This is a genomic window from Micromonospora sp. CNZ286 (assembly GCF_014207755.1).
The window spans coordinates 6341883-6367379 of the sequence record NZ_JACHIZ010000001.1; the positions used below are offsets into that span (position 1 = coordinate 6341883).

At 72.0% G+C, this 25497-nt stretch carries 25 protein-coding genes; 7 read left to right on the plus strand and 18 right to left on the minus strand.

The window, feature by feature from the left end:
* Positions 1 to 36 precede the first annotated feature (36 nt).
* Positions 37 to 657, plus strand: coding sequence for a putative glycolipid-binding domain-containing protein (locus FHX31_RS28370; RefSeq protein WP_184977480.1), 621 nt, complete (start codon positions 37 to 39; stop codon positions 655 to 657).
* 16 nt (positions 658 to 673) lie between these two features.
* Here the strand turns inward: FHX31_RS28370 and cds1 are convergent, their stop codons facing one another.
* From cds1 to FHX31_RS28385, 3 genes are read right to left on the minus strand one after another with little or no spacing between them, the layout of a single operon-like run.
* Positions 674 to 1768, minus strand: coding sequence for an L-cysteine desulfhydrase Cds1 (gene cds1 / locus FHX31_RS28375; RefSeq protein ID WP_013473531.1), 1095 nt, complete (start codon positions 1766 to 1768; stop codon positions 674 to 676).
* Positions 1769 to 1778: 10 nt separating this feature from the next.
* Entirely contained in the window at positions 1779 to 2609 is an 831-nt protein-coding gene (locus FHX31_RS28380) for an SDR family oxidoreductase (RefSeq protein WP_184977481.1), read from the minus strand.
* A 42-nt stretch (positions 2610 to 2651) separates the two neighbouring features.
* On the minus strand, positions 2652 to 3110 hold the full coding sequence (locus FHX31_RS28385) for an Lrp/AsnC family transcriptional regulator (protein WP_013283556.1): 459 nt from the start codon (positions 3108 to 3110) through the stop codon (positions 2652 to 2654).
* Between the two features lie 257 nt (positions 3111 to 3367).
* Between FHX31_RS28385 and FHX31_RS28390 the strand changes: the two genes are divergently transcribed.
* A complete protein-coding gene (locus tag FHX31_RS28390; protein WP_013473529.1) occupies positions 3368 to 3634 on the plus strand; it encodes a BldC family transcriptional regulator in 267 nt (88 codons plus the stop codon).
* Between the two features lie 57 nt (positions 3635 to 3691).
* Here FHX31_RS28390 and FHX31_RS28395 read toward each other — a convergent pair whose 3' ends face one another.
* Positions 3692 to 4336 (minus strand): UbiX family flavin prenyltransferase, encoded by a 645-nt coding sequence (locus FHX31_RS28395; protein ID WP_047891631.1) that lies wholly within the window; start codon positions 4334 to 4336, stop codon positions 3692 to 3694.
* Positions 4337 to 4478: 142 nt separating this feature from the next.
* Between FHX31_RS28395 and FHX31_RS28400 the strand changes: the two genes are divergently transcribed.
* A complete protein-coding gene (locus FHX31_RS28400; protein ID WP_184977866.1) occupies positions 4479 to 5444 on the plus strand; it encodes a terpene synthase family protein in 966 nt (321 codons plus the stop codon).
* A gap of 21 nt (positions 5445 to 5465) precedes the next feature.
* Here the strand turns inward: FHX31_RS28400 and mqnP are convergent, their stop codons facing one another.
* The 3 genes from mqnP to FHX31_RS28415 all read right to left on the minus strand — a co-directional run bounded on the left by mqnP (position 5466) and on the right by FHX31_RS28415 (position 8477).
* Entirely contained in the window at positions 5466 to 6371 is a 906-nt protein-coding gene (mqnP, locus tag FHX31_RS28405; RefSeq protein WP_013283552.1) for a menaquinone biosynthesis prenyltransferase MqnP, read from the minus strand.
* Positions 6371 to 7828, minus strand: coding sequence for a menaquinone biosynthesis decarboxylase (locus FHX31_RS28410; RefSeq protein WP_030273542.1), 1458 nt, complete (start codon positions 7826 to 7828; stop codon positions 6371 to 6373). Before FHX31_RS28410 ends, mqnP begins: the two co-directional genes overlap by 1 nt.
* Before the next feature lie 94 nt (positions 7829 to 7922).
* Positions 7923 to 8477, minus strand: coding sequence for a carboxymuconolactone decarboxylase family protein (locus FHX31_RS28415; RefSeq protein ID WP_151013749.1), 555 nt, complete (start codon positions 8475 to 8477; stop codon positions 7923 to 7925).
* A 63-nt stretch (positions 8478 to 8540) separates the two neighbouring features.
* Between FHX31_RS28415 and FHX31_RS28420 the strand changes: the two genes are divergently transcribed.
* Positions 8541 to 9011, plus strand: coding sequence for a MarR family winged helix-turn-helix transcriptional regulator (locus FHX31_RS28420; RefSeq protein WP_114919282.1), 471 nt, complete (start codon positions 8541 to 8543; stop codon positions 9009 to 9011).
* An 8-nt stretch (positions 9012 to 9019) separates the two neighbouring features.
* Here the strand turns inward: FHX31_RS28420 and FHX31_RS28425 are convergent, their stop codons facing one another.
* Positions 9020 to 10504, minus strand: a complete 1485-nt coding sequence (locus FHX31_RS28425; protein ID WP_184977482.1) for an ATP-binding protein — start codon at positions 10502 to 10504, stop codon at positions 9020 to 9022.
* Positions 10505 to 10600: 96 nt separating this feature from the next.
* Between FHX31_RS28425 and FHX31_RS28430 the strand changes: the two genes are divergently transcribed.
* Positions 10601 to 10825 (plus strand): hypothetical protein, encoded by a 225-nt coding sequence (locus FHX31_RS28430; RefSeq protein WP_013283547.1) that lies wholly within the window; start codon positions 10601 to 10603, stop codon positions 10823 to 10825.
* Here FHX31_RS28430 and ccsB read toward each other — a convergent pair.
* From ccsB to hemL, 6 genes are read right to left on the minus strand one after another with little or no spacing between them, the layout of a single operon-like run.
* The gene (gene ccsB / locus FHX31_RS28435) at positions 10794 to 11768 is read right to left on the minus strand and encodes a c-type cytochrome biogenesis protein CcsB (RefSeq protein ID WP_184977483.1); all 975 of its coding nucleotides are present in this window, start codon (positions 11766 to 11768) and stop codon (positions 10794 to 10796) included. The genes FHX31_RS28430 and ccsB overlap by 32 nt on opposite strands.
* Positions 11768 to 13387 carry a cytochrome c biogenesis protein ResB gene (resB, locus tag FHX31_RS28440; protein WP_184977484.1) on the minus strand — a complete coding sequence of 540 codons (1620 nt, stop codon included), beginning with the start codon at positions 13385 to 13387 and terminating at the stop codon, positions 11768 to 11770. Before resB ends, ccsB begins: the two co-directional genes overlap by 1 nt.
* Positions 13387 to 14289 carry a cytochrome c biogenesis CcdA family protein gene (locus FHX31_RS28445; RefSeq protein WP_184977485.1) on the minus strand — a complete coding sequence of 301 codons (903 nt, stop codon included), beginning with the start codon at positions 14287 to 14289 and terminating at the stop codon, positions 13387 to 13389. Before FHX31_RS28445 ends, resB begins: the two co-directional genes overlap by 1 nt.
* The gene (locus FHX31_RS28450) at positions 14289 to 14864 is read right to left on the minus strand and encodes a TlpA family protein disulfide reductase (protein ID WP_047891622.1); all 576 of its coding nucleotides are present in this window, start codon (positions 14862 to 14864) and stop codon (positions 14289 to 14291) included. Before FHX31_RS28450 ends, FHX31_RS28445 begins: the two co-directional genes overlap by 1 nt.
* Positions 14864 to 15511, minus strand: coding sequence for a histidine phosphatase family protein (locus tag FHX31_RS28455; RefSeq protein WP_013283542.1), 648 nt, complete (start codon positions 15509 to 15511; stop codon positions 14864 to 14866). The genes FHX31_RS28450 and FHX31_RS28455 overlap by 1 nt, the downstream gene beginning before the upstream one ends.
* A 3-nt stretch (positions 15512 to 15514) precedes the next feature.
* Entirely contained in the window at positions 15515 to 16852 is a 1338-nt protein-coding gene (gene hemL, locus FHX31_RS28460) for a glutamate-1-semialdehyde 2,1-aminomutase (protein WP_184977486.1), read from the minus strand.
* Positions 16853 to 17009: 157 nt separating this feature from the next.
* On the opposite strand from hemL, the gene FHX31_RS28465 reads away from it, so the two are divergent.
* Complete coding sequence (locus tag FHX31_RS28465; RefSeq protein WP_013283540.1) at positions 17010 to 17342, plus strand: STAS domain-containing protein; 333 nt, start codon at positions 17010 to 17012, stop codon at positions 17340 to 17342.
* A 98-nt stretch (positions 17343 to 17440) separates the two neighbouring features.
* Here FHX31_RS28465 and FHX31_RS28470 read toward each other — a convergent pair whose 3' ends face one another.
* Together FHX31_RS28470 and FHX31_RS28475 are read right to left on the minus strand one after the other, a co-directional pair.
* Entirely contained in the window at positions 17441 to 19033 is a 1593-nt protein-coding gene (locus FHX31_RS28470; protein WP_071097139.1) for an ABC transporter permease, read from the minus strand.
* Positions 19030 to 19989: an ABC transporter ATP-binding protein gene (locus FHX31_RS28475; RefSeq protein WP_030273529.1), complete on the minus strand. Its 960-nt coding sequence runs from the start codon at positions 19987 to 19989 to the stop codon at positions 19030 to 19032. Before FHX31_RS28475 ends, FHX31_RS28470 begins: the two co-directional genes overlap by 4 nt.
* A 53-nt stretch (positions 19990 to 20042) precedes the next feature.
* Here FHX31_RS28475 and FHX31_RS28480 point away from each other — a divergent pair, with 53 nt between their 5' ends.
* Positions 20043 to 20567 (plus strand): GbsR/MarR family transcriptional regulator, encoded by a 525-nt coding sequence (locus FHX31_RS28480; RefSeq protein ID WP_225319687.1) that lies wholly within the window; start codon positions 20043 to 20045, stop codon positions 20565 to 20567.
* Positions 20568 to 20571: 4 nt separating this feature from the next.
* On the opposite strand, the gene FHX31_RS28485 is transcribed toward FHX31_RS28480, so the two are convergent.
* Both FHX31_RS28485 and FHX31_RS28490 read right to left on the minus strand, forming a co-directional pair.
* Entirely contained in the window at positions 20572 to 21129 is a 558-nt protein-coding gene (locus tag FHX31_RS28485; protein ID WP_184977487.1) for a response regulator, read from the minus strand.
* Positions 21126 to 25490 (minus strand): HAMP domain-containing protein, encoded by a 4365-nt coding sequence (locus tag FHX31_RS28490; RefSeq protein WP_184977488.1) that lies wholly within the window; start codon positions 25488 to 25490, stop codon positions 21126 to 21128. The genes FHX31_RS28485 and FHX31_RS28490 overlap by 4 nt, the downstream gene beginning before the upstream one ends.
* Positions 25491 to 25497 lie beyond the last annotated feature (7 nt).

Below are 25497 nucleotides of genomic sequence, written 5' to 3' on the forward strand. Positions count from 1 at the left end.
CTGCCGCCGACGGCCGGGTCGCGTAACGTCCGGTCCATGCCGAAGTCGCTCTTCTGGGCCCGGACCGACACCGCCGGCTCCGAGCACGTCGTGCTCGACGACGGTCAGGGGCTGACCGCGCAGGGTGTGGCGCTCGCCGTGGATCCGATCCCGTACACGTGCCGGTACCGCCTGACTGTCGGGCCGGACTGGTCGACGAACCGGCTGGAGGTCGAGTCCGAGGGCGCGGGCTGGTCGCGGAGCGTACGCCTGGAGCGGGGCCGGGACGGGTGGCGCGTGCGTACCGGCGAGGAGGGTGACCTGGACGCGGCGCTGAGCGCGGCGGGCCACCCACCGGCGGGCCTGCCTGGTACCGACGACCCGGGTCGGCTGGCCGAGGCGCTCGACGTGGATCTGGGCGGTTCCCCGTTGACGAACACGCTGCCGATCCGCCGGATCGGGCTGGGGCGGCTGCCCGCCGACCCGGCCACGGCCGTGAATGTGGCGTGGGTGCTGCTGCCCGGCCTGGCCGTGGTGCCCGCCGAGCAGGTCTACACCTCGCTGGGTCCGGGCCGGGTCCGGTACGCGAGCGGCACGTTCACCGCCGACCTGGAGGTCGACCCGGACGGCTTCGTGGTGCGTTACCCGGGGCTGGCCGAGCGGGTCGACCCGCGCTGACCGGCCGGGGTCGGGCTCAGGCAGCCGGCCAGGTGGCGTCGGTCAGGAACCGGTCGATGGTGGCGAGGTGCGGGGCGAGGTCGAGGCCCTGGGCGGCCACCCACTCGTCGGAGTAGTAGGTGTCGACGTACCGGTCGCCCGGATCGCAGATCAGCGTGACCACCGAGCCGGTACGTCCGGCGGCGCGCATCTGCGCGATCAGCCCGAACGCGCCCCACAGGTTGGTGCCGGTGGAGCCGCCCACGCGGCGGCCGAGCACCGCCGAGCCGGCCCGCATCGCGGCGAGCGACGCGGCGTCCGGCACCTGCACCATCCGGTCCACCACGCTGGGCAGGAAGGACGCCTCGACCGTGGGCCGCCCGATGCCCTCGATCCGGGATCCGCGGTCGGTGCGTACCGACCAGTCACCGGCCTGCCAGGCGGGGTAGAACGCGGAGTTCTCCGGGTCCACCACGCAGAGCTTGGTGGGCAGCCGGCGATACCGGGCGTAGCGGCCGATGGTGGCGCTGGTGCCGCCGGTGCCGGCGCCGACCACGATCCAGGCGGGCACCGGGTGCCGTTCCAGCGCGAGCTGGGCGTAGATCGACTCGGCGATGTTGTTGTTGCCCCGCCAGTCGGTGGCCCGCTCGGCGTACGTGAACTGGTCCATGAACCGGCCGCCGCTGTCCTCGGCGAGCCAGCGCGCCTCCACCACGACCTTCGACGGGTCGTCCACCAGGTGGCAGCGTCCGCCCTGGAACTCGATCTGGGCGATCTTCTCCGGCGACGTGGAGGCGGGCATGACAGCGATGAACGGCAGCCCGAGCATCCGGGCGAAGTACGCCTCGGAGACAGCCGTCGAGCCTGATGACGCCTCGACGATCGTGGTGTCCGGGCCGATCCAGCCGTTGCAGAGCCCGTAGAGGAACAGCGAGCGGGCCAGCCGGTGCTTCAGCGAGCCGGTGGGGTGCACCGACTCGTCCTTGAGGTAAAGGTCGATCCCCCACTCGCGGGGCAGCGGGAAGGGCAGCAGGTGGGTGTCGGCGGAGCGGTTGGCGTCCGCCTCGACCGTGGCGATGGCCTCGGTCACCCAGCGCCGGCTGGCCTCGTCGCACCGGTCGAGATGAGTCACGTCGGCAACGTTACAAGCGAGGTGGGCTCGGGTTCTCCCGGACCCGGCGGGCCTGCCGCCGCTGACCGGCCCGCCCGGTGGCCCGGATCACCGGCGTGAGGGCCAGGGCGAGCCGGGGGAAGGCGTCCAGGAGTCGTCGCCAACGCGGCAGGCTGACCACCGGCCGGGGCCGCCGGGCCAGCCGGACGGCCCGCGCGGCCACCCGCTCCGGCGTGAGCAGCGAGCCGGTGAAGGACGCCAGCGCTCCCGGGTCGTCCAGCTTGTCGTGCAGCATCGGCGTCCAGATCCCGTCCGGGCACAGGCACGACACGTGTACGCCCCGGACGCCCGCCATCCGCAGGTCGCTCAGAGTGCCGAGGCTGAACGCGAGCAGGGCGTGCTTGCTGGCCGCGTACACCGTCTCGCCGGGCGCGGCGATCAGCCCGGCCAGCGAGACGACGTTGAGCACGTGGCCGCGGCCCTGTTCGCGCATCACCTCGACGGCGGCGAGCGTTCCGTTGATCGCGCCGAGCGCGTTGACCTCGACCACCGCGCGGCGGGTCGGGGCGTCGTGTCCCCACGACGGGCCGGTCACCAGGATGCCCGCGTTGTTCACCCAGAGCCCGAGGCCGCCGGGCGCGGCCGCCGCCTCGGCGGCGACCTCCGCGCAGGCGGACTCGTCGCGTACGTCGAGCGGGCGGGACCAGCCACCCAGCGGCGCGGCGGCAGCCGCCACGGCCCCGGCGTCCACGTCGGTGAGCAGCACGTTCCACCCGTCGGCGTGCAGCGCGGCGGCGATGGCCCGCCCCAGCCCGCCGGCCGCACCTGTGACCACGGCGGCACCCCGCACCGAGCTCGTCATCGGCGCACGGTAACCGCAACCCCCGGCCCGGGGCCAGAAGCGTCAGGCGGTGGGCGGTTCCAGCGGCTGCGGGCGGTTCTCCCACTTGGTCGACAGGGCGATGCTGGTACGGGTGGACGCCACACCCGCCGTCCGGTTCAGCCGGACGATCAGCTGCTCCAGCTCGGCGATCGTGCCGACTCGCGCCTTGAGCAGGAAGGACTCGACGCCGGCCATGAAGTAGCAGGACTCGATCTCGGGGATGCGGCGGAACGCCTCCAGCACCTCGTCGGTGTCGGCGTCGGAGTCCTCGATGATGCCGATGAGCGCGGTGACGCCGAGCCCGATCGACTCCGGCTCGACCTCGGCCCGGTACGCCCGGATCACGCCGCTGGACTCCAGCTTGCCGACCCGCTCGTGCACGGCCGGGGCGGAGAGGCCGACCTGACGGGCCAGCTCGGCGTACGACAGACGGGCGTTGCCTCGCAACAACTCCACGAGGCTCAGGTCGATCGTGTCCACGGAGAGTGACCCTATCCGTTCGGCGACCACGGAACACTGTCGGTACCCGTGGATCAACCCTTCACAAACGTACGATCACGGGGGTTCTCCGCCTGTACCATTTCCTAACCTTCCCAGTGTGTGCGTTTTTCGCGTTTGGCGGACACGTCCGGTAGCCGGTGCTGTAATTGCCATACGTCCCTCATGACGGCTCTGGGCTCGCACCGGCCGGGGGCAGTGTGTTCAGCCGGGGGCTTCGTCGACGCGAGGAGGGGGCTGTGGACACTGGAGATCGCCTGCTGACACCGGGTGAGGTCGCTGCGCTGTTTCGGGTGGACCCGAAGACCGTGACCAGATGGGCAGCGGCCGGCCGGATCGGCAGTATCCGGACTCCAGGAGGGCACCGCCGGTTTCGGGAATCCGAGGTGCGGGCCCTGCTCGAGGGGGAGGGCATGCTGGACGAGGCGGAGGACATGGGCAAGGCCCGCAACATGGGCCCGACCGCTTCCACCGGCCCCGGACCGGCGAACGCCGGCATGTACTGAACGTACGGGGCGCGGTCCGGCCGAGGGCCGCGCCCCGTACGTCGGCAACCGGGACCGTCAGTCCGGGTCCGCCTCCCGGCGGCCGGCTGCCAGCTCGCCGGACCACCGCCGGAACAGCGTGTGCTCGACACCGAGCGCGTCGAGCACCTTCCCGGCCACGAAGTCCACGAGCTGCCCGGCGGACGCCGCCGCCCCGGCGCCGTAGAAGCCCGGACTGGCCGGCAGCACCACCGCGCCGGCGTCGTGCAGCGCGATGAGATGTTCCAGGTGACTGCGGGTCACCGGCGTCTCCCGGGGCACCACGACCACCGGGCGGCGCTCCTTGAGGTTCACCTCGGCGGCGCGCTGGAGCAGATCCTTGGAGAGCCCGATGGCGATGCCGGCGCACGCGGCGGTGCTGGCGGGCACCACCGCCATGCCGCGTACCGGGTAGGAGCCGCTGCTCGGGCCGGCGGCCAGGTCACCGGCGGGCCAGTGCCGCAGGTCCGCGCCGGTGAGGTCGCGGTCGAGCCAGGCGGCCAGGTCCTCGGCCCAGTGCGCGTCCCGGAAGGGCCGGCCGGTCTCGTCCAGCACCGTCAGCCGGGCCGCCCGGGAGACGATCAGGTCCACCGCCTGGCCGGCGTCGAGCAGGCCCCGGACGACAGCCGCCGCGTACGGCGTCCCGGACGCCCCGGAGACACCCACCACCCATGGTTCGCGCATGCCTCAAGCGTGCCTGGTCGCCGCGGACGGCGGGCGGCGACCCCCTTTCGGCCGCCCCGCCCGGGATGTCCAGAGGGTTCACGGAACGTCCCGCGGCATGAAATTCTTCGATCGGCGATCCACTTCCACGGAGGGGCCGGTGATGACGGCGGCGGTGCTGCGGGCGCTCCGCTCCGACTGCCCCATCCCGCCCCGCCTCTCCCCGTACGCCGACGACGTGCAGGCCTGGCTGGTGGCGCAGGTCGACCGGCTCGGTCTGCCGGCTGACCCGGCCACCCGGCAACGGCTGGCGCGGGCCGGCTTCGCCCGGTACGCCGGGCGCCTCTATCCGGACGCCACCGAGCCCGACCTGCGCGTGCTGACCACACTGTTCACCTGGTTCTTCCTCGTCGACGACGCCTGCGACGGGCGGGACGGCCTCACCCCGGCGCAGATCCGCGCGTTGCGTGACGGCGCGCTCGCCCTGCTGCGCGAGGGCCCGCGTGCCCGCCACCCGGGCTTCTCCGGCCCGCTGCGCCGGCTGCTGGTGCAGGCGTGGCGCGAGCCCCGCCGCCGGATGCCGGCCCGGTGGCGGCTGCGCTTCGCCGACGCGGTCGCCGACCACCTCGACGGGGTCCACCGGGAGGCCACCGCCACCACGTCCGGCCGCCCACCGGGCGTCGCCGAGTACGTACGGCTGCGCCGGGCCACGTCGGCGGCGTACGTGTCGTACCCGCTGATCGAGTTCGCGTCCGGGCGTCCGCTGCCCGACGCGGTCTACCACCATCCGGCACTGCGGCGGCTCGCCGGCCTCGCCAACGACCTGCTGTCCTGGTTCAACGACATCGCCTCGCTGGAGCGCGACCGGGCCACCGGCGGCGGGCACAACCTGGTGCTGGCGACGGCGGCCGAGCGGGGCGTGCCGCTGCCGGCGGCGGTCGACCTGGTCGCGGGGCACTGGCGGGCCGAGATGGACCGGTTCGCAGCGCTCCTGGCGGTGGCGCCGTCGTTCGGCCCGACGCTCGACGACGCCGTCGCCACCCATCTCGACGGGCTGGCCGCCGCCGTGCGCGGCACGGTCGACTGGACGCTGGAGAGCGCCCGCTACCCGGTCGCCGCGGCGTCCTGACCCGATGCCCGGCGTTGCCGTCTACGGCCGCAGGCCGAGCCGGATCACCAGGTCGAGCAGCGCGAGGACGAACAACGCGATGCCGACGAAGCCGTTGGCGGTGAAGAACGCCCGGTTGACCTTGCTCAGGTCGGTGGGGCTGACCACCATGTGCTGGTAGGCGAAGGCGACAGCGGTGAGCGCCAGCCCGATCCACCACAGCCAGCCGAAGCCGACCCAGGCGCCGAACCAGATGAACAGCGCGAACGTCACCACGTGCGCGACCGTGGAGGCGTGCAGCGCGAAGCGCCGGCCGTACCGGGCGGGGACGCTGTGCACGCCGATCTCCCGGTCGATCTCCGAGTCCTGGCAGGCGTAGATCAGGTCGAAGCCGCCGATCCACAGGCCGACGGCGGCGCCGAGCAGCCAGGCCGGGCCGGAGCCGTCGAGCGTGCCGGTGACCGCCAGCCAGGCGCCGACCGGCCCGACCGCCTGGGCCACCCCGAGGATGGCGTGCGGCCAGTTCGTGAACCGCTTGGCGTACGGGTAGACCACGAGCGGCACCACGGCGAGCGGCGCGAGCACCAGGCAGAGCGGGTTGAGCAGGGCGGCGGCGGCCAGGAACACCACGAGCGCGACGGCCGCCCCGGTCCAGGCCGTCCGCACGCTCACCGCGCCGGTGACCAGTTCCCGGTTCGCCGTACGCGGGTTCCGCGCGTCGATCCGCCGGTCGAGGATCCGGTTCGCGGCCATCGCGAACGTCCGCGCGCCGACCATCGCCACGGTGATCAGCAGCAGGTCTCCCCAGCGCACCCGGCCGCCGTTGAGCTGCATCGCGGTCAGCGCCGACAGGTACGCGAACGGCAACGCGAAGACCGAGTGCTCGATGGCGACGAGCTTGAGGAAGGACGAGACCCGGCCGGGTCGTTCCTGTACTGCCGCCGTCATCAGATCCCGTATTCCTTCCAGCGCTTGTCGACGAGCGAGACCACCTCGGGCGACATGCGCATCTCCTCCGGCCAGCCCCGGCTGTAGCCCTCCTCGGGCAGCTTGCGGGTCGCGTCGATGCCCGCCTTGCCACCCCAGAACTGCTGGTAAGAGGCGTGGTCCAGGTGGTCCACCGGTCCCTCGGTGACCATCAGATCGCGGGCGTAGTCGACGTTGCCGAAGGCGCGGAACGCGACCTCGTTGTAGTCGTGCACGTCGCAGTCCTCGTCGACGATCACGATCAGCTTGGTCAGCGACATCATGTGCGCGCCCCAGATCGCGTTCATGACCTTCTGCGCGTGCTTCGGGTAGCGCTTGCGGATCGACACGATCGCGCAGTTGTGGAAGACACCGGCGGCGGGCAGGTCGTAGTCGACGATGTCCGGGATCAGGAAGCGCAGCAGCGGCGCGAAGATCCGCTCGGTGGCCTTGCCGAGGCCGTGGTCCTCCTGGGGCGGCTGGGACGTGACGATCGAGTGGTAGACCGGGTCGCGCTGCATGGTCATGCACTCGATGTGCATCACCGGGAACGGCTCGACCGGCGTGTAGAAGCCGGTGTGGTCGCCGAACGGCCCCTCGGGCAGGCGCTCGCCCGGCTCGATGTAGCCCTCCAGCACGATCTGCGCGTGCGCCGGCACCTGCAACGGGACGGTCAGGCAGTCCACCATCTCGACCCGCTCACCGGCGAGGAACCCGGCGAACAGGTACTCGTCGATGTCGGCCGGCAGCGGCGCGCTGGCCGAGTACGCCACCACCGGGTCCGCGCCGATCGCGATCGCCACCGGCAGCCGCTGGCCGAGCCGCTCGGCGACCGCGTGGTGCGCGGTGGAGTTCTTGTGGATCTGCCAGTGCATGCCGATGGTGTTGTGCGAGTGCTGCTGGAGCCGGTAGAGCCCGAGGTTGCGCTTGCCGGTCTCCGGGTGCTTGGTGTGGGTCAGCCCGAAGTTGTGGAAGATCCCGCCGTCACCGGGCCACACCTGCAACCCGGGCAGCCGGTTCAGGTCGACGTCGTCGCCGCGGTAGACCACCTGCTGGCAGGGCGCGGTCTTGACCTTCTTCGGCGGCATCGACTTGAGCTGCATGACCTTGCCCAGGCCGCCCATCATCCCGGAGAAGCCCTGCGGCAGCTCCGGCTTGAGCATGTCGCCGATGCGCTCGCCGATCTCGTCGAGGTGCTCCACCCCGAGAGCCATCGCCATCCGCTTCTCGGTGCCGAACAGGTTGATCGCCACCGGCATCTCACCCCGGGTGGGGCGCTCGAACAGCAGCGCGGGCCCGCCGGCCCGGACGGTGCGGGTGACGATCTCGCTGATCTCCAGCGTGGGGTCGACCGGCGCGCTCACCCGCCGCAGCTCGCCCGCACGCTCCAAGGCCGCGAGGAAATCCTTCAGATCGGTGTACGGGAAGCGAGCCGCCATACCGCCCATCCTCCCGTACCCTCCTGCGGAGGTAAGGACGGGCCCCCTTTTAACGCCTCCGGTAGAGGAGGGGCCCCTTCTTAACACCCGCAGCTCAGGCGGCGGGCTGCCAGGCGTACGCGGCCAGCGGTTCGTCGAGCGGCGCCTCGGTGAGCCGGTTGGCGAACGTGGAGATCGTGTACGTGCCGACGCCGAGCACCACGTCCAGCGCGTGCCGGGCCTGCCATCCGGCGGCGAGCAGCGCGTCCAGGTCGGCGTCGGGGACCGCGCCCCGGTGGTCGAGCACGGCGACTGTGAACCGGCGCAGCGCCTCCAGCCGCGGGTCGGGCAGCGTCGTACCGGTCCGCAGCGCCTCGATCAGCTCGGGCGCGGCGCCGTGCCGGACCAGCGTCGCGGTGTGCATGGCCACGCAGAGGTGGCAGCCGTTGCGGGTGGCGACCGTCAGCACGACCACCTCCCGTGCGACCGGGTCCAGGTCGGTGGCCTCGAACGCGGCGTTGGCGGCGAGGAAGCCCTTGAGCAGTTCGGGCGAGCCGGCCATCAGGCTCACGGCGGCGGGCAGGTGACCCAGCGAGCGACGTACTCCGGCCATGACCGGGCGGGCGGCGGCGGGCGCGGTGTCCGGCTCGTACGCGGTGAAGCGGGACATGACAGGGCCCCTCTCGTAAGATGGTCAACGTGGTTGACGGAATAGTAAACGTGGTTGTCGAACATGGCAACGCCTGACCGCCCCGGCTTCGCGCTACCGCTGCTCCTGCTCGCCGGTTTCCGTACGCTCGTCGACGACCTGCACGCCGAGCTGGCCCGCCAGGGGCACCCCGAGCTGCGCCCGGCACACGGCTTCGTCCTCCAGGCCGTCGGCCCGGCCGGCACCACCGCCTCCGACCTCGGGCAACGCCTCGGCGTCTCCAAGCAGGCAGCGGGCAAGACTGTGGACCGGCTGGTCGCGCTCGGCTACCTGGAACGCGTGGACGACCCCGCCGACGCCCGCCGCAAGCTGGTCCGGATGACAGCGAAGGGCCGCGACGGCCTGCACCGCTCGGCTGTGGTCTTCGACGAGTTACGCGACCGCTGGGCGGCCACACTCGGCGCGGACCGGGTCGCCGCCATCGAGGACGACCTGCGCCGGATGGTCCCCGCCGACGTGTTCCGCCTCGACATCCCCGGCTGGTTCAGCGGATGAGCGCCCGCTCAGTGCCCGTAGAGAAGTGCCGGGTCGACCAGGACCACATCCGCCCGACCGGCCGCGGCGTCGACGAGGTCGTCCTCGAAGCCGTGGCCGCCCGCCAGCAGCAGCCGTGCCCCGGCCGCGTCGAAGCCGGGTCGCCGTCGCACCAGCAGGGCCCGGATCCGTTCCAGCCGCTGGAGGTCGGCCCGGCCCAGCCGGCGACCCCACTTGACCTCACCGATCGCCAACAACGGGCGAGGGCCGTCGCCAGGTGGCGGCTCGCCCACCGCGACCAGGTCGAGTTCGTGACGCGTCCGGGTGTCCGGGTCGGTCAGCGTCGCCGCGCTCACCTCGGCGACGTGCCCGCCGAGAAGCTCGGGTTCGGCGAAGCGGAGCGACCACTGCCGCACGATCTCCTCGAACCTGGGTCCGAGCACCGCGCTGGCGTAGCGGCGCTGTGAGCGACGCCAGACGTCGGCTCCGCGCCGCTGCTCCAGAGCCGTCCACGCCGGACGCATCACGGCCTGGTAGAAGGTGATCAACGGCTCGGTGATCCGGTAGCTGCTGCGACCGCTGCGCAGCGGGTCGGGCTCGCGCAGCAGCAGTCCGGCGTCCTCCAGCACGGTCAGCGGGTGCTGGAGGTCGGTGGCCTTCCGCCCGATGTAGCCGGCGATGCCGCCCCGGCTGGCGTTCCCCTCCGCGACGGCGGCGAGGACCGAGTGGTACAGCGCCGTGTCCCGCAGGTCCGGGTCCTCGGCCAGCAGGTACCGGGCCTCACGGAACAGCGGCCGGGCCGGGTTCAGGACCGTCCGCACGATCCACGCGTCGAAGTCGTCCGGCCCGGCCGGGGTGTCGTCCTGGACGTACTCCCGGCGGTACGCGGGGGTGCCGCCGACGACGGAGAAGACGCGCACCGCCAGCAGCGGGTCGTCGATCTGCCAGAAGGCCGCCGCGGCGCGGAAGTCCAGTGGCTGCACCGGCAGCTCCAGGCCGGCCCGCCCGCGCAGCGGCGCCGACCCGGCGAGCAGTCCTCCCATGAAGGACAGCGCCGAGCCGCACAACAACAACCGCGCCCGGGACCCGGTCCGCTCCGGACGCCCGGGCGTCAGCGCATGCTGGATGATCGACGGCAGGTCACGGGCCGCACGCACCAGGTACGGGAACTCGTCGAGGACGACAGTGACGGGGCGTTCCCGTCCCAGCGCGAGCAGCGCGTCGACCGCAGCACCCCAGTCCGGCAGGTGGACGGGGCCGGGTGATCCGGAGTACGCGCCCAGCGCCTCACCCAACCGGCGCAGCGATTCCGTCGACGTCGCCTCGGTCGCGCCGAAGTAGAAGCCCTCGCTCGCCTGCGCCAGTTGGTACAGCAGCAGGGTCTTGCCCTGCCTCCGGCGGCCGCTGACCACGCCGAGCGTCGCGCCGGGCCGGTCGTCGGCCACGAACCGGGCCAGCTCGGCCCACTCGACGTCCCGGTCGAAGATCTCTGCGGGCTTTCCCAACAGCGGCATGCCGACACCACACTTCTTATAACTACAGTTCTAAGAAGTGTAGTCCTACATTCTGCGTCACTGACAGCTTCGCCGACGGCGGTTCATCATCGGCGGATGGACGACGCATACGTGGTGGGTGACCCCGACGGCCTCAGCCCGCTTCAGGCCGAGATCCGCGACGCGGTGGCCCGCGAGCTGCACGCCCAGTTCGCGCTGCGGGCGGACCGCCTCGAACTGGCCGACCTGCCGGAGGTGGCCTACCAGGTCACGCGCCGGGTGGACGAGGTGCTGAGCGCGCGCCCGGTCACTACACCCCGGCGTACGAGTGCAGACCGGTGAAGAAGAAGTTCACGCCGAACAGGTTCATCATCACGGTCAGGAAGCCCACGATGGAGATCCAGGTGGCCACGTTGCGCTTCACGCTCGGCGTGGCCCGTGCGTGCAGGTAGCCCGCGTACACCACCCAGGAGATGAACGCCCAGGTCTCCTTGGGATCCCAGCCCCAGGCGCGACCCCAGGCCGCCTCGGCCCAGATCGCACCCGCGATCACCGCGAAGGTGAAGATCGGGAACGAGAAGGCGTGCAGCATGAAGGTCAGCCGCTCCAGCCCGGCCGCCTCCGGGAGGCGGCGGGCCAGGGTGTACGGGAAGCTGCGCCGCCCCTGCTCCCAGCCGGACCGCATCAGGTACGCGGCGGCGGGCACCACGCCCAGCAGGAAGATGCCCGAGGCGAAGATGATCGTCGAGACGTGGATGATGAACCACCACGACTGCAGCGCGGGCATCAGCGGCTCGATCGGCACGTAGAGCTTCAGCTCGGCGAACGCCAGCAGCAGCACCATGACCAGCGTCAGGAACAGCCCGAGCCGGCGCAGCCACGGCTGCTTCCAGAGCACCACGAGCCAGGCCGCCACACCGATCCAGGTGCCGGTCAGCACGAACTCGTACATGTTGCCCCAGGGCATCCGGTCGGCGGCGAGGCCCCGGGTGACCACGGCGCCCAGGTGCACGGCGGCGGCGAGCACTGTGAGCCAGGCGGCGATCCGGCCGGCCAGCACGGCCCGCGCGCCGGTACGCTCCGGGCGCGGCGGCGTCGCCGCGACGGCCGGCTCGTCGACCGTGCCGCCGGCTCCGCCGACGCCCGCGCCGACCAGCTCCCGCGCCGGCGCGGCCGCGGACACCTTCCGCGCGTTGCCCAGCGCGAACTCCACCGCGTGGCTGATCATCGCGATCAGGTACGCCAGGATCGCGAACGCGACCAGCTGGTCGGAGAGTGCGGACATCAGTCGTCTCCTTCTCGCGCCCGCCGCGCGTCCGGCGCGTCGCCGCTCACCGCGGCGACGAGCTGCGCGAACTCGTCGGCGAACCCAGGGTGCTCGGTGCGCGGCAGCCCACCGGCCTCCACCAAACTACTACCGCTCGTCGGAGATCCGCCCTCGGGGGGCGAAACCCGGAACCAGACCCGGCGCCGCCGGGCGAACAGCGAGCCCATCAGGCCCAGCAGCAGCGTGCCGCTCGCCACCAGCAGCAACGTCTGCCCGGGCGCATGCCGGACCGCGAGCGTGATGTACGGCTTGGTGCCGACGAACTCCAGCGTGCTGCCGTCGTCCAGGGTCCACTTCTCGCCCGGCCGCAGCAGCTTGGTGCCGATATCCTTGAGCTTGCCGTCGTCGATCTGCCGCCGGTCCAGTGCGTAGACCGAGCCGGGGATGCCGGCGTCCAGCCCGAGGTTGCCCCGGTACGCGGTCAGGTTCACCGCCGGGTTCCGCTCGGCCGGGTACTGCGACGAGACGTACGGCGCGCTCTCCGGCGCGGTCGGCAGGTAGAGCCCGTCGAAGGCGATCTGCTGGTCCGGGGCACGCGCGCCGGTCTTCGGGTCGACGTTGGCGTCCGGGAAGATCGCCACGCCCTCCTCGGTCGCGTTGGAGTCACCGGTACGCAGGAACGGCGCCTCGCTGGTCTGGCTGCGGCCGTACTTGTCGGTGTACTTCAGCAGCGGCGCGTAGCCGTTGCCGAGCAGGTAGACGTTCGCCGAGCCGAGCCGCAGCGGCGAGTTGACCGAGAACCCGGCGGTCCGTTCCGCGCCGCCCGGCTCGTCCACGGTCACCGTGGCCCAGTAGCGGGACGCCAGCCCGGACGGCAGGTAGTCGGCCTCGAACTTCTCCAGCGTCAGGCAGAACGGCGGCAGGTCGGAGCTGTCCACGCGCGGGCCGAGCGACGCCTCGGCGTACTGCTGGCGGGTGTTGCAGAAGGCGTTGTCCTCGCCCGCCACCAGGATGCGGTTGCCGTGCCATCCGTACCAGGAACCGAGCGCCACCCCGAGCAGGACGGCGACCAGCGACACGTGGAAGAGCAGGTTGCCGGTCTCCTTGAGGTAGCCCTTCTCGGCGGAGACCTCGTCGCCGCGCACGGTGACCCGCCACCGGCGGCGGCGCAGCACCGCCGCGATCGCCTCGGGGTCGGCGGCGGCCGGGGCCTCCAGCACCGCGTGCTGGGGCAGCCGGTCGAACCGCTTCGGCGCGGCCGGCGGCTTCATCCGCAGCGCGCGGACGTGGTCGCGGGCGCGGGGCAGGATGCAGCCGATCAGCGAGGTGAACAGCAGCAGGTAGATCGCGGAGAACCAGACCGAGCCGAAGACCTCGAACGCGCCGATCTGGTTCAGCCGGGGCGCGAGGTCGGGGTGGTCGACGAACCACTGGTTGACGCGTTCCGGGTTGACGCCGCGCTGGGGCAGCACCGAGCCGGGGATGGCCGCGACGGCGAGCAGGAACAGCAGGATCAGCGCCGTACGCATGCTGGTGAGCTGCCGCCACGAGTTGCGCAGCAGGGCCAGCACCGGGTTCACCCGCCGCCGGGGCGCCTGCGCGGGTGGGGTCGACGGCCTGTCGTCAACGGTCGTCATCAGATGCTCACCTCGCCCACGCCCACGTTCGTCTGCAACCAGATCACCACGTTCACCCAGCCGCCGGTGATCAGCGCCAGGCCGATCGCGATCAGCAGCGCGCCGCCGATCCGGGTGACCCACCGGCTGTTGCGCCGGACGGCGCGGAACACCCCGAGCAGGCGCTGGAAGCCCAGCCCGAAGACGACGAACGGTATCCCCAACCCGAGGCAGTACGCCACGGCGAGCACCACCGCCCGGTCGGTCCCGCCCTCGGTGGCCGCCATGCCGAGCACCGCGCCGAGCGTCGGGCCGGTGCAGGGCAGCCAGCTGAGCGCGAAGACCGCGCCGAGCACCGGCGCGCCGAGCAGCCCGGCGGAGGGCAGCCAGCGGATGCGGAACTCCCGCTGCATGCCGGGGATCACCCCGAGGTAGCCGAGGCCGAGCACCACCACGAGCACGCCGATGACGATCTCCAGCGTGCGCTCGTACCGGAAGAAGAGCTTGCCGACGCCGGAGAAGAGGATCGCGGTGGCGACGAACACGACGGTGAAGCCCGCGATGAACAGCAGCGTGCCGGCGAGCACCCGGCCCTTGACGGCGGCGGTGGTCCGTTGCGGTGCCGCCCGCTCGGCGACGCTCACGCCGCCCGAGCCGCCCGAGCCGCCCGCGCTGCCCGCGCTGCTGCCGGCGGCGGCGCCGGTGTTAAGAAGGGGCCCTTCCTCTACCGGAGGCGTTAAAAGGGGGCCCTTCCTTGCACCCTCCAGGTCGGAGCCGGCCAAGCCGGTCACGTACGACAGGTAGCCGGGCATGAGCGGGAGCACGCACGGGGACAGGAAGCTGACCAGTCCGGCCAGCGCCGCCGCGCCGACCGCGAGCAGCAGCGGGCCGGACTCGGCGAGCTGGCGGAACGTCTCGCCCATCAGCGGGCGCCGTTCGGCGGCGGCGACTCGGCGGCGATGTCCTCGACGATCGGCCGCAGCTCGTCGCGGGTGACGGCCCGGCGGATCACCACGGCGATCCGGCCCTCGCGGTCGAGCACGACCGTGGCCGGGGTGGTGTTCGGCGGGATGTCGAAGTTCAGCGCCTGGCGGCTGGCCGGGTCGAAGATGCTCGGGTACGTGACCCGGCCCTCCTCGAAGGCGATCGCCTTGTCCTTGCTGTCCTGCACGTTGATGCCGAGGAACGTCACGCCGGAGCCCTTGGTGGCCTGGTAGGTGGCCTCCAGGTCGTCCGCCTCGGCGCGGCAGGGCGCACACCAGGAGCCCCAGAAGTTGACCACGACGACCTGCCCGCGGTCGCGGGAGATGTCGTAGCTGCCGCCGGTGAGCAGCTCACCGCTCACCTTCGGCGTCTTGGAGCGCTGGTCCGGGGCGCAGGTGACTGTGGAACCGTCGGCCGCGCACCGGCTCTCCTGGCTGCCGGAGGAACAGCCGACCAGCACCGTACCGGCGGTGACGGCGGCGAGCAGGGCGGCGGCGAGCCTCCGGGTGAGCATCAGGCCCCCTTGGCCGTCCGGGCGGTCGGCGAGATCGAGACGAGGTGGGCCGCCGGCTCGGAGTACCCGATACCGACGATCTTGGCGCCGTCGAAGTGGAACGAGGTGAGGCTGGCCAGGCCGCACTGGCGGCGGCGCGGATCGTGCCAGAGGCGCTTGCGCTCGACGTGCCGGCGCAGCGTCCAGATCGGGAGCTGGTGCGACACGAGCACCGCCTCCCGCCCCTCGGCGGCGACCCGGGCGGCGTGCAGCGCGGCGAACATGCGCTCGGCGATGGCCCGGTACGCCTCGCCCCAGGACGGGGTCACCGGGTCGCGCAGCACCCACCAGTTGCGCGGGTCGCGGAACGAGCCGTCACCGGGCGAGACCTTCTTGCCCTCGAACCAGTTCGCGCTCTCGATCAGGCGCTCGTCGACGCCGACGGAGAGACCGAACTGCGCCGCGATCGGCTCGGCGGTCTGCTGGGCGCGCTCCAGCGGGCTGGCCACCACGTGCACCACGGTCCGGTCGGCGAGCGCCTGCGCCGCCGCCTTGGCCATCTGCACGCCCAGCTCGGAGAGGCGGAACCCGGGCAGGCGGCCGTAGAGGATGCCGTCCGGGTTGTGCACCTCGCCGTGCCGCAGCACGTGCACCACAGTCTCCGCCACTGGTTACCCCCCGTGTCCCGCCGCTGCCGCCGCCCGCGCCGCCACCGGCAGGGCGGCGGCGATCTGCTCCCACGCGGCGTCGTCGATCGCGGTCGAGACGAACCACGACTCGAACGCGCTCGGCGGCAGGTAGACGCCACCGGCGAGCATCGCGTGGAAGAACGCCTTGAACGCCGGCACCACCTGGGTGCGGGCGCTGTCGTAGTCGTGCACGTCCGCGTCGGTGAAGAAGACCGAGAACATGTTGCCCGCGGTGGAGAGGCGGTGCGGCACGCCCGCCGCGGACAGCGCCTCGGTGGTCAGCTTGCCCAGCCCGGCGGCGGTCTCGTCGAGCCGCCGGTAGAGCGCGTCGTCGGCCAGCCGCAGCGTGGCCAGCCCGGCCGCGCAGGCCAGCGGGTTGCCGGAGAGCGTGCCGGCCTGGTAGACCGGGCCGGCCGGGGCGAGTTTCGCCATGATCTCCGCGCGCCCGCCGAACGCCGCGGCGGGCAGGCCGCCACCCATGACCTTCCCGTACGTCCACAGGTCCGCGTCCGAGGGGTCGAGGCCGTGCCATCCGGCGCGGGACACCCGGAACCCGGTCATCACCTCGTCGACGATGAGCAGCGCGCCGTTGGCGTGGGCGATCCGGGCCAGCTCGGAGTTGAAACCGTCGCGGGGCGCGATCACGCCCATGTTGCCGGCGGCGGCCTCGGTGATGATCGCGGCGATGTGCTGCCCCTCGGCGGCGAACGCCTCCTCGACCGCGCGCAGGTCGTTGTACGGCAGCACGATGGTGTCGCCGGCCGCCGCGCCGGTCACGCCGGGCGAGTCGGGCAGGCCGAAGGTGGCCACGCCGGAGCCGGCGGCGGCGAGCAGCGAATCGGAGTGGCCGTGGTAGCAGCCGGAGAACTTGATGATCTTGGCGCGGCCGGTGAAGCCGCGGGCCAGCCGGATCGCCGACATGGTCGCCTCGGTGCCGGAGTTGACGAGGCGCACCTGCTCCACCGGCGTCCGCGCGATGATCTCCTCGGCCAGGTCGACCTCACCCGGCGTCGGCGTGCCGAAGCTGGTGCCGAGCGGCGCCGCCTCGCGCAGCGCCTCCACCACTGCCGGGTGCGCGTGACCGAGGATCAGCGGACCCCAGGAGCAGACCAGGTCGACGTAACGCCGACCGTCGGCGTCGAAGAGCCACGGACCCTCCCCCCGGACCATGAAGCGCGGGGTGCCGCCGACGGCACGGAACGCGCGCACGGGAGAGTTGACCCCGCCGGGCACGACGGCCTTGGCGCGGTCGAACAGGGCCTCGGAGGCCGGGGCGTCGGCCGGGTAACGGCCGGATCCGGCGGAAAAGGTCTCGGTCACGATGGGGCCATTGTGTCAGCGCCGGAGCGCTGCCTGGCAGGCACCCCGCAACGGGGGTTACCAGGCTCACCCGCCGCTCACCCGCCTGAGCGGCGCGGCGGACCGACGGCGATCCGCTCGACAGGCCCGTCGGTCGAGATCGCGATAGGCTGACCGGGTGGATCGTGCCGAACTGTCCATCACCGTACACCGGACGGGTGACGAAGCCGTGCTTCGCCTGGCCGGTGAGATCGACATGCTCACGGCCGCCCAGCTCTCGACAGTGGTGAACGAGGTGCTGGCGGATCCGCCCCCGCGCATCGTGCTCGACCTGGCCGGGGTCACGTTCTGCGACTCGCAGGGCCTCGGCACGCTCGTGGTGCTCAGCCGCAAGGCCAGCCACACCCAGTGCCTGCTGATGCTCACCAACGTCGGCGACTTCCTGATCCGCGTCCTGGACATCACCGGCCTCCGCAGCGCCCTGATGATCCGCAACGAAGCCACCCCGTAGCCCTCACCTCCGCCCTCCCCCGCGATCTTGCACTTGCGGCCCCCCGTGCGGGTGATTCGCCCGTTTTGCCGGGGCCACAAGTGCAAGATCAACGCGGATCAGAGGACGGGGAGGTCGCGGCGGCGGAACGTCAGCAGGCCTGCTGTGGCCAGGGTCACCGCCAGGGCCGTCAGCACGTAGAGCGGGGTGGGGGTCCACGCGTCGCGCAGCACCTGCGGGGTGTGCGTGAACGGGGACACGTCCAGCAGCCACTGGTCCAGCTCCAGCACGGCGCCGAGCTGCCCGAGCAGCACGCAGACCGCCAGCACCACCCACGCGGCGGACGCGAGCCGGGGCAGCAGGCCGTAGAGCAGCACGGCGAGCCCGGCCAGCACCCACGCCGCAGGCACCTGGGCCAGGCCCGCGGCGAGCATCCGGCCCAGCTGGCGGGGCACGTCACCGGTGCTCAGCCCGTACGTCAGGCCGGTGGCCAGACCGGTCACTCCGAGCACCACGACCGGGCCGAGCAGCGCGAACGCCACGTGCGAGAGCAGCCAGGTCGAGCGCCGCGTCCCGGTGGCGAGCACCGGCTCGGCGTGCCCGGCGGCCTCCTCGGCCCGCATCCGCAGCGCGGCCTGGATGCCGTACCCGGCTGCTGCGAGCCCGGCCAGGCTCAGCGTGACCCCCAGGTACGCGTCGGCCATCCCGGACGCGCCGCCGAGCCGGGCCACGATCTCCTCCATCCGCGGACTCCCCTCGACCGACCGGCCGGCCGCCTCGGCCGCGCCACCGAGGATCAGCCCGAGCAGGCCGAACCCGACCGACCACCAGAGGATCTGCCCCCGGTGCAGCCGCCAGGCCAGCCCGAACGGACCGGACAACGCGCCGCCCGCGCCGGCCGGGCCGAGCCGGGGCGGCAGCACGCCCGCGCCCAGGTCGCGGCGGACCGAGATCGGGTACGCGAGCACGGCGAGCAGCACGGTGGCGGCCAGTGGCAGCAGCAGCACCCACCACCGCTCCCCCTCGTACGGGCGGACGCGGGCGGCCCAGCCCAGCGGGGACAGCCAGCTCGGCCAGTCGTTGCCGGCGGTGTCCCCGGCCAGGCGCAGCCCGAACGCGGCGCCGAGACCGGCGAGGCCGATGCCCCGCGCCCCGCCCGCGGTCTCGGTGAGCTGGGCGGCCAGCCCGCCGAGCGTGGCGAAGACGGCGCCGGTCAGCACGGTGACCAGTCCGTATGCGACCGAGCCGCCGACCGGCAGCCCGGTCGAGACGAGCCCGGCGGCGGTGAGCAGCCCGAGCACCAGGTCGGCGCCGTACGTGACGAGCAGCGCGGCGGTCAGCCCGGCGTGCCGCCCGAGCACGCTGCCGCCGAGCAGTTCCCGTCGCCCGGCTTCCTCCTCGGTGCGGGTGTGCCGGATGACCGTGAGCAGGCTCGCCAGCGCGACGATGAGCAGCAGGAAGCCGCTGCGCTGGGCGGTGAGCGCGCCGACGCTGTCGCCGTACGCCGGGCCGAGCAGCGCGACGATCGACGGGTTGCGGGCGGTGCCCTCCAGGTACGCGGCCCGCTCGGCGGCGGTGGGGAACAGCTCGAAGAAGCTGGCCGCGTACGTGATCGGCAGCACCGCGAGCACGAGCACCCACAGCGGCAGCAGGAGGCGGTCCCGGCGCAGGATCAGCCGGACCAGGTGACGCGTGCCGGTGAGCGCGCTCATGACCGGTCCGCCGTCTCGGAGGGCGCCGCGTCGGAAGAGGGCGCCGCGTCGGAGGCGGGCGCCGCCTCGGACGGCGTCGTCTCGTAGTGCCGCAGGAACAGTTCCTCAAGCGTGGGCGGCGTGCTGACCAGGCTGCGTACCCCCAGCTCGGTGAGCCGGCGCAGCGCGGCGTCGAGCGACGCGGTGTCCACGTCGAAGCGGACCCGCTGCCCGTCCACCCGCAGGTCGTGCACGCCCGGCAGGTCGGCCAGGCCGTCCAGCGGCGCGGTGACCTCGGCGTCGATCGCGGTGCGGTGCAGGTGGCGCAGGTCCCCGAGCGTGCCTGACTCCACCGCCCGGCCGGCCCGGATGATCGTCACCCGGTCGCAGAGCGCCTCCACCTCGGCCAGGATGTGGCTGGACAGCAGCACGGTCCGCCCGTCCTGCCGGGCGCGGCGGACCCAGTGCTGGAAGACCTCCTCCATCAGCGGGTCGAGCCCGGAGGTCGGCTCGTCGAGGATGAGCAGTTCGACGTCGGAGGCGAGCGCGGCGACCAGACCGACCTTCTGCCGGTTGCCCTTGGAGTAGGTGCGGCCCTTCTTGCGCGGGTCCAGCTCGAACGATTCCAGCAGCTCGGCGCGGCGTTCCGGGTCGAGCCCGCCGCGCAGCCGGCCGAGCAGGTCGATCACCTCGCCGCCGCTGAGGCCGGGCCAGAGCGTGACGTCGCCGGGTACGTACGCGAGGCGCCGGTGCAGCGCCACCGCGTCCCGCCACGGGTCGCCGCCCAGCAGTCGGACGGCCCCCGCGTCCGCCCGCAGCAGGCCGAGCAGCACCCGGATGGTGGTCGACTTGCCGGAGCCGTTCGGGCCCAGGAAGCCGTGCACCTCTCCGGTGCGAACGGTCAGGTCGAGCCCGTCGAGGGCCCGGGTGCGGCCGAAGGTCTTCACCAGGCCGGACACATCGATTGCCGTTTCCATACTTCAGAAGCTACGCTCGTTTCACAAAGTTGTGAAGACTGTAGGGTCACGGGGTGAGTGTCGAGGAGCCGACCATGAACGTGCCGCCCCAGCACGACGAGGAAGAGGTCCACCTCTTCGTCGAGCGGATGGCGATGGCCTTCGCCGACGTGGGCTTCCCCCGGATGGCCGCCCGGGTCCTGTTCACAGTGATGAGCGCCGACGACCCGCTCACCGCGGGCGAGATCGCCGAGCGGCTCGGCGTCAGCGCGGCGGCGGTGAGCGGCGCGGTGCGCTACCTGACCCAGTTCGCCATGCTGGTCCGCGAGCCGGTCAAGGGCTCCCGGCGCGACCGCTACCGGATGCCCGACAACCCGTGGTACGAGGCGACCATCACCAAGACCACGCTCTACAAGAACTTCATCGACATCGCCGCCGGCGGGGTCGACGCACTGCACGGCCGGAGCACACCGGCCGGTGAGCGGGTCGCCGAGATGCGCGACTTCTTCCTCTTCGTACAGGAGGAGCTGGAATCGCTCGGCGACCGCTGGCGGGCCCGGCGGGCCGCGACCGGGCACGGCGGCCCGGCCGGCGGCTGAACCGTCAGCGGATGTTGCCCCAGCGCGCCTGCTCCAGCAGCTCCACCGCGCGTTCCCGGGTGGACGGGTCGTCGTCGGCGCGCAGCAGCGCCGTCGCCTCGTCGACCGCGTCGGTCAGGTGCCGCCACTGCAGATCCCGTTCCCGCACCAGATCCGACTGGGCGGCGAGCTGCCGCGTCTTCACCCACAGGTCGACGAAGACCGTCACCTTGGCCCGCAGCACCCACGGGTCGAACGGCTTGGTCAGGTAGTCGACCGCGCCGGCCGCGTAGCCGCGCAGCGCGAGCTGGGCGTCCTTGTCCGCGGCGGTCAGGAAGATGATCGGTACGTGCCGGGTGCGCTCGCGCCGCTTGATGTGGGTGGCGGTCTCGAACCCGTCCATGTCCGGCATCTGGGCGTCCAGCAGGATCACCGCGAAGTCGTCCACCAGGAGCTGCTTGAGCGCCGCCTCGCCGCTCTCCACCGCGACCGACTGCACCGGGAGACCCTGGAGGATCGCCTCCAGTGCCATCAGGTTCTCCCGCCGGTCGTCCACCAGCAGGGCCTTGGCCGTCTGCGTCACGCGTTCTCCTCGCCTCGGCTCCGGCTGATCCAGGACGCCATCAGTTCGATCAGCTCGTCCAGGTCCACCGGCTTGGTGATGTAGTCGCTGCCGCCGGCGCCGAGCGCCGACTCCCGGTCGCCGGGCATCGCCTTCGCGGTCAGGAAGACGATCGGCAGGTCCGCGAACCGGTGGTTGCGGCGGATCTGCGCTGTCGTCTCGTACCCGTCCTGGTCCGGCATCATGGCGTCCATCAGGACGATGTCCACCTCCGGGTGCTCGGCGAGCTGGCGGACACCGTCCGCCCCGTTGTCCGAGTACAACACGGTCATCCCGTGCAGTTCCAACGCGGACGTCAGCGCGAACACGTTCCGCACGTCGTCGTCGATGATCAGCACGGTCACGCCGTCCAGACGCCGGGTGGCGGGCGTCTCCTGCGGCTGCGGCAGCTCCATCGGCATGAGCAGCGACGACGGCAGGCCCGCGCGGCTCGGCGACGGTGGCGCCGGCGCCACCACCGCGTCCGGCGCCAGCACATCGGGTACGAAGAGAGTGAACGTCGAACCCTGACCGGGCGCGGACGAGACGGTGATCGTGCCGCCGAGCAGGCGGGCCAGGTCACGGCTGATGGACAGGCCCAGCCCGGTGCCGCCGTAGCGGCGGCTGGTGGTGCCGTCCGCCTGCTGGAACGCCTCGAAGATCAGCGACAGCTTGTCGTCGGAGATCCCGATGCCGGTGTCTATCACGGTGAACGCGATCACCCGCTGCGCGTTCGTCAGCGCCGGTACGTCGAAGACGGCGTTCTCGGCCGCCGGGCCGATCCGCAGCGTCACCGCGCCGTTGTCGGTGAACTTCACCGCGTTGGACAGCAGGTTGCGCAGGATCTGCTGCAACCGCTGGGCGTCGGTGACCAGCGCGGGCGGCAGGTCACGGCTGACCCGTACCTGGAAGTCCAGGCCCTTCTCCTCGGCCTGCGGCGCGAACGCCTGCTCGACGTAGCCGCGGATCTCGGCGAACTGGATCTCGGTGGGCTCCACGTCCATCCGGCCCGCCTCGATCTTGGACAGGTCGAGGATGTCGTCGATCAGCGACAGCAGGTCCGACCCGGCGCCGTGGATGGTCCGGGCGAACTCGATCTGCTTCGCGCTGAGGTTGCGCTCCGGGTTCTCGGCCAGCAGCCGGGCCAGCAGGAGCAGCGAGTTCAGCGGCGTACGCAGCTCGTGGCTCATGTTCGCCAGGAACTCCGACTTGTACGCCGACGCGCGGGTGAGCTGCTGTGCCTTCTCCTCCAGGCCGAGCCGGGCCAGTTCGATCTCCCGGTTCTGCGTCTCGATGTTGGCCTTCTGCTCGGACAGCAGCTTCGCCTTGTCCTCCAGCTCGGCGTTGGTGCGCTGCAACTCGGCCGACTGGTCCTGCATCTCGTGCGCCAGCCGCTGCGACTGCGCCAGCAGTTCCTCCGTACGCCGGTTGGCCTGGATGGTGTTGACAGCGACGCCGATGGTGAGCACCAGCCGCTCCAGGAACGCCAGGTGCAGCTCGGAGAACGTGGCCACACCGGCGAACTCGATCACGCCGAGCAGTTCGCCCTCGAACTGGACCGGCAGCACCACCAGGTCGGCCGGGGGCGTGTCGGCCAGCCCGGACCGTACGACGAGGCGCCCGTCCGGCTGCGCCTTGACCCGGATCGTCCGGCGCGACAGGGCGGCCTGCCCGACCAGCCCCTCACCCGGGCCGAACGTGACGTCGTGGCCGCGTGCCACGTACCCGTAGGAGGCGGTGAGCCGCAGCCGCATGCTGCCCTCGGAGCTGTCCGCCAGGAAGAACGCGCCGAGCTGCGCGTCCACCAGCGGGGTCACCTCCTGCATGATCATCCGGCAGACCTCGCCCAGGTCGCGCTGTCCCTGGAGCAGACCACCGATCCGGGCCAGGTTCGAGTCCAGCCAGCCCTGCTCGGCGTTCTTCTTGGTCGTCTCCCGGAGGGTGACGATCATCTGGTTGATGTTGTCCTTCAGCTCGGCGACCTCGCCCTGCGCCTTCACGTTGATCCGCTGGGTCAGGTCACCACGGGTCACCGACGTGGAGACCTGCGCGATCGCGCGCAACTGCGTGGTCAGAGTGGAGGCGAGCTGGTTGACGTTCTCGGTGAGGTCGCGCCACGTACCGGAGACGCCCTTGACCTGGGCCTGACCACCCAGCTTGCCCTCGGTACCCACCTCACGGGCCACCCTCGTGACCTCGTCGGCGAACGAGGAGAGCTGGTCGACCATCGTGTTGACGGTGTTCTTCAGCTCCAGGATCTCGCCCTGCGCGTCCACGGTGATCTTCTGGCCCAGGTCGCCGTTCGCCACGGCGGTGGTGACCGAGGCGATGTTCCGCACCTGGCTGGTCAGGTTCGACGCCATCGAGTTCACGTTGTCGGTCAGGTCCCGCCACGTACCCGAGACGCCCTTGACCTGGGCCTGACCACCCAGCTTGCCCTCGGTACCCACCTCACGCGCCACCCTCGTGACCTCGTCGGCGAACGACGAGAGCTGGTCCACCATCGTGTTGACAGTGGACTTCAGCTCCAGGATCTCGCCCTGCGCGTCCACTGTGATCTTCTGCGACAGGTCACCCTTGGCCACGGCTGTCGACACCTGGGCGATGTTGCGCACCTGCGCGGTCAGGTTCGACGCCATCGAGTTCACGTTGTCGGTCAGGTCGCGCCAGGTGCCGGCGACGCCGCGTACCTGGGCCTGGCCGCCGAGCTTGCCCTCGGTGCCCACCTCGCGGGCCACCCGCGTGACCTCGTCGGCGAACGACGAGAGCTGGTCCACCATCGTGTTGACAGTCGACTTCAGCTCCAGGATCTCGCCCCGGGCGTCCACAGTGATCTTCTGCGACAGGTCGCCCTTCGCCACGGCGGTGGTGACCGAGGCGATGTTCCGCACCTGGCTGGTCAGGTTCGACGCCATCGAGTTCACGTTGTCGGTCAGGTCCCGCCACGTACCCGAGACGCCCTTGACCTGGGCCTGACCACCCAGCTTGCCCTCGGTACCCACCTCACGGGCCACCCGGGTCACCTCGTCGGCGAACGAGGAGAGCTGGTCCACCATCGTGTTGACGGTGTTCTTCAGCTCCAGGATCTCGCCCTGCGCGTCCACTGTGATCTTCTGACCCAGGTCGCCCTTGGCCACCGCGGTGGAGACCTGGGAGATGTTGCGGACCTGGCTGGTCAGGTTGCCGGCGAGCTGGTTGACGTTCTCGGTGAGGTCACGCCACGTGCCGGAGACGCCGCGCACCTGCGCCTGGCCGCCCAGCTTGCCCTCGATGCCCACCTCACGCGCCACGCGCGTCACCTCGTCGGCGAACGAGGAGAGCTGGTCCACCATCGTGTTCACGGTGTCCTTCAGCTCCAGGATCTCGCCCTGGGCGGCCACCGTGATCTTCTGCGACAGGTCGCCCTTCGCCACCGCCGTCGACACCTGGGCGATGTTGCGCACCTGCGCGGTCAGGTTCGACGCCATCGAGTTGACGTTGTCGGTCAGGTCCTTCCACGTGCCGGCCACGCCCGGCACCTCGGCCTGGCCGCCCAGCTTGCCCTCGGTGCCCACCTCGCGGGCCACCCGGGTCACCTGCTCGGCGAACAGCCGCAGCGTGTCGGTGAGCGAGTTCATGGTGTCGGCCAGCTCGGCCACCTCGCCGCGCGCGCCGACCGTGATCTTCTGCGACAGGTCGCCCTTCGCCACAGCCGTCGCCACCTGGGAGATCGACCGCACCTGCCCGGTGAGGTTCGACGCCATGGTGTTCACCGAGTCGGTGAGGTCCTTCCAGGTGCCCGCCACCCCGCGCACGTCGGCCTGGCCGCCCAGCTTGCCCTCGGTGCCCACCTCACGCGCCACGCGCGTCACCTCGTCGGCGAACGACGAGAGCTGGTCCACCATCGTGTTCACGGTCCGGCCGATGCGCAGGTACTCACCGCGCAGCGGGCGACCGTCGATCTCCAGCGCCATGTGCTGGGACAGGTCGCCGTCGGCCACCGCCACGATGACCCGGGCGATCTCGGTGGTCGGCCGGCCCAGGTCGTCGATGAGCGAGTTGACCGCGCGCTGCCCCTCCGCCCAGGAGCCGTCCAGGCCCTCGTCGTCCAGGCGCTCGGTCAGCCGGCCGTCGCGGCCGACGATCCGGCTGATCCGCCGCAGGTCCAGATGCTGCCGCTCCTGCAACGACACCACGTCGTTGAAGGCGTCGGCGACCTCACCGGGCAGCCCCGCCCGCCGGGGCAGGCGCACCCGGAGATCGCCGCGTCCCACCCTGCGCAACGCCTCGACCAGTTCGCCGAGGAGCACCTCGTGGTCGGACGCGGACGGGTCAGCGGTCACCGACTGATTCACCGTGGCCATCGATCCT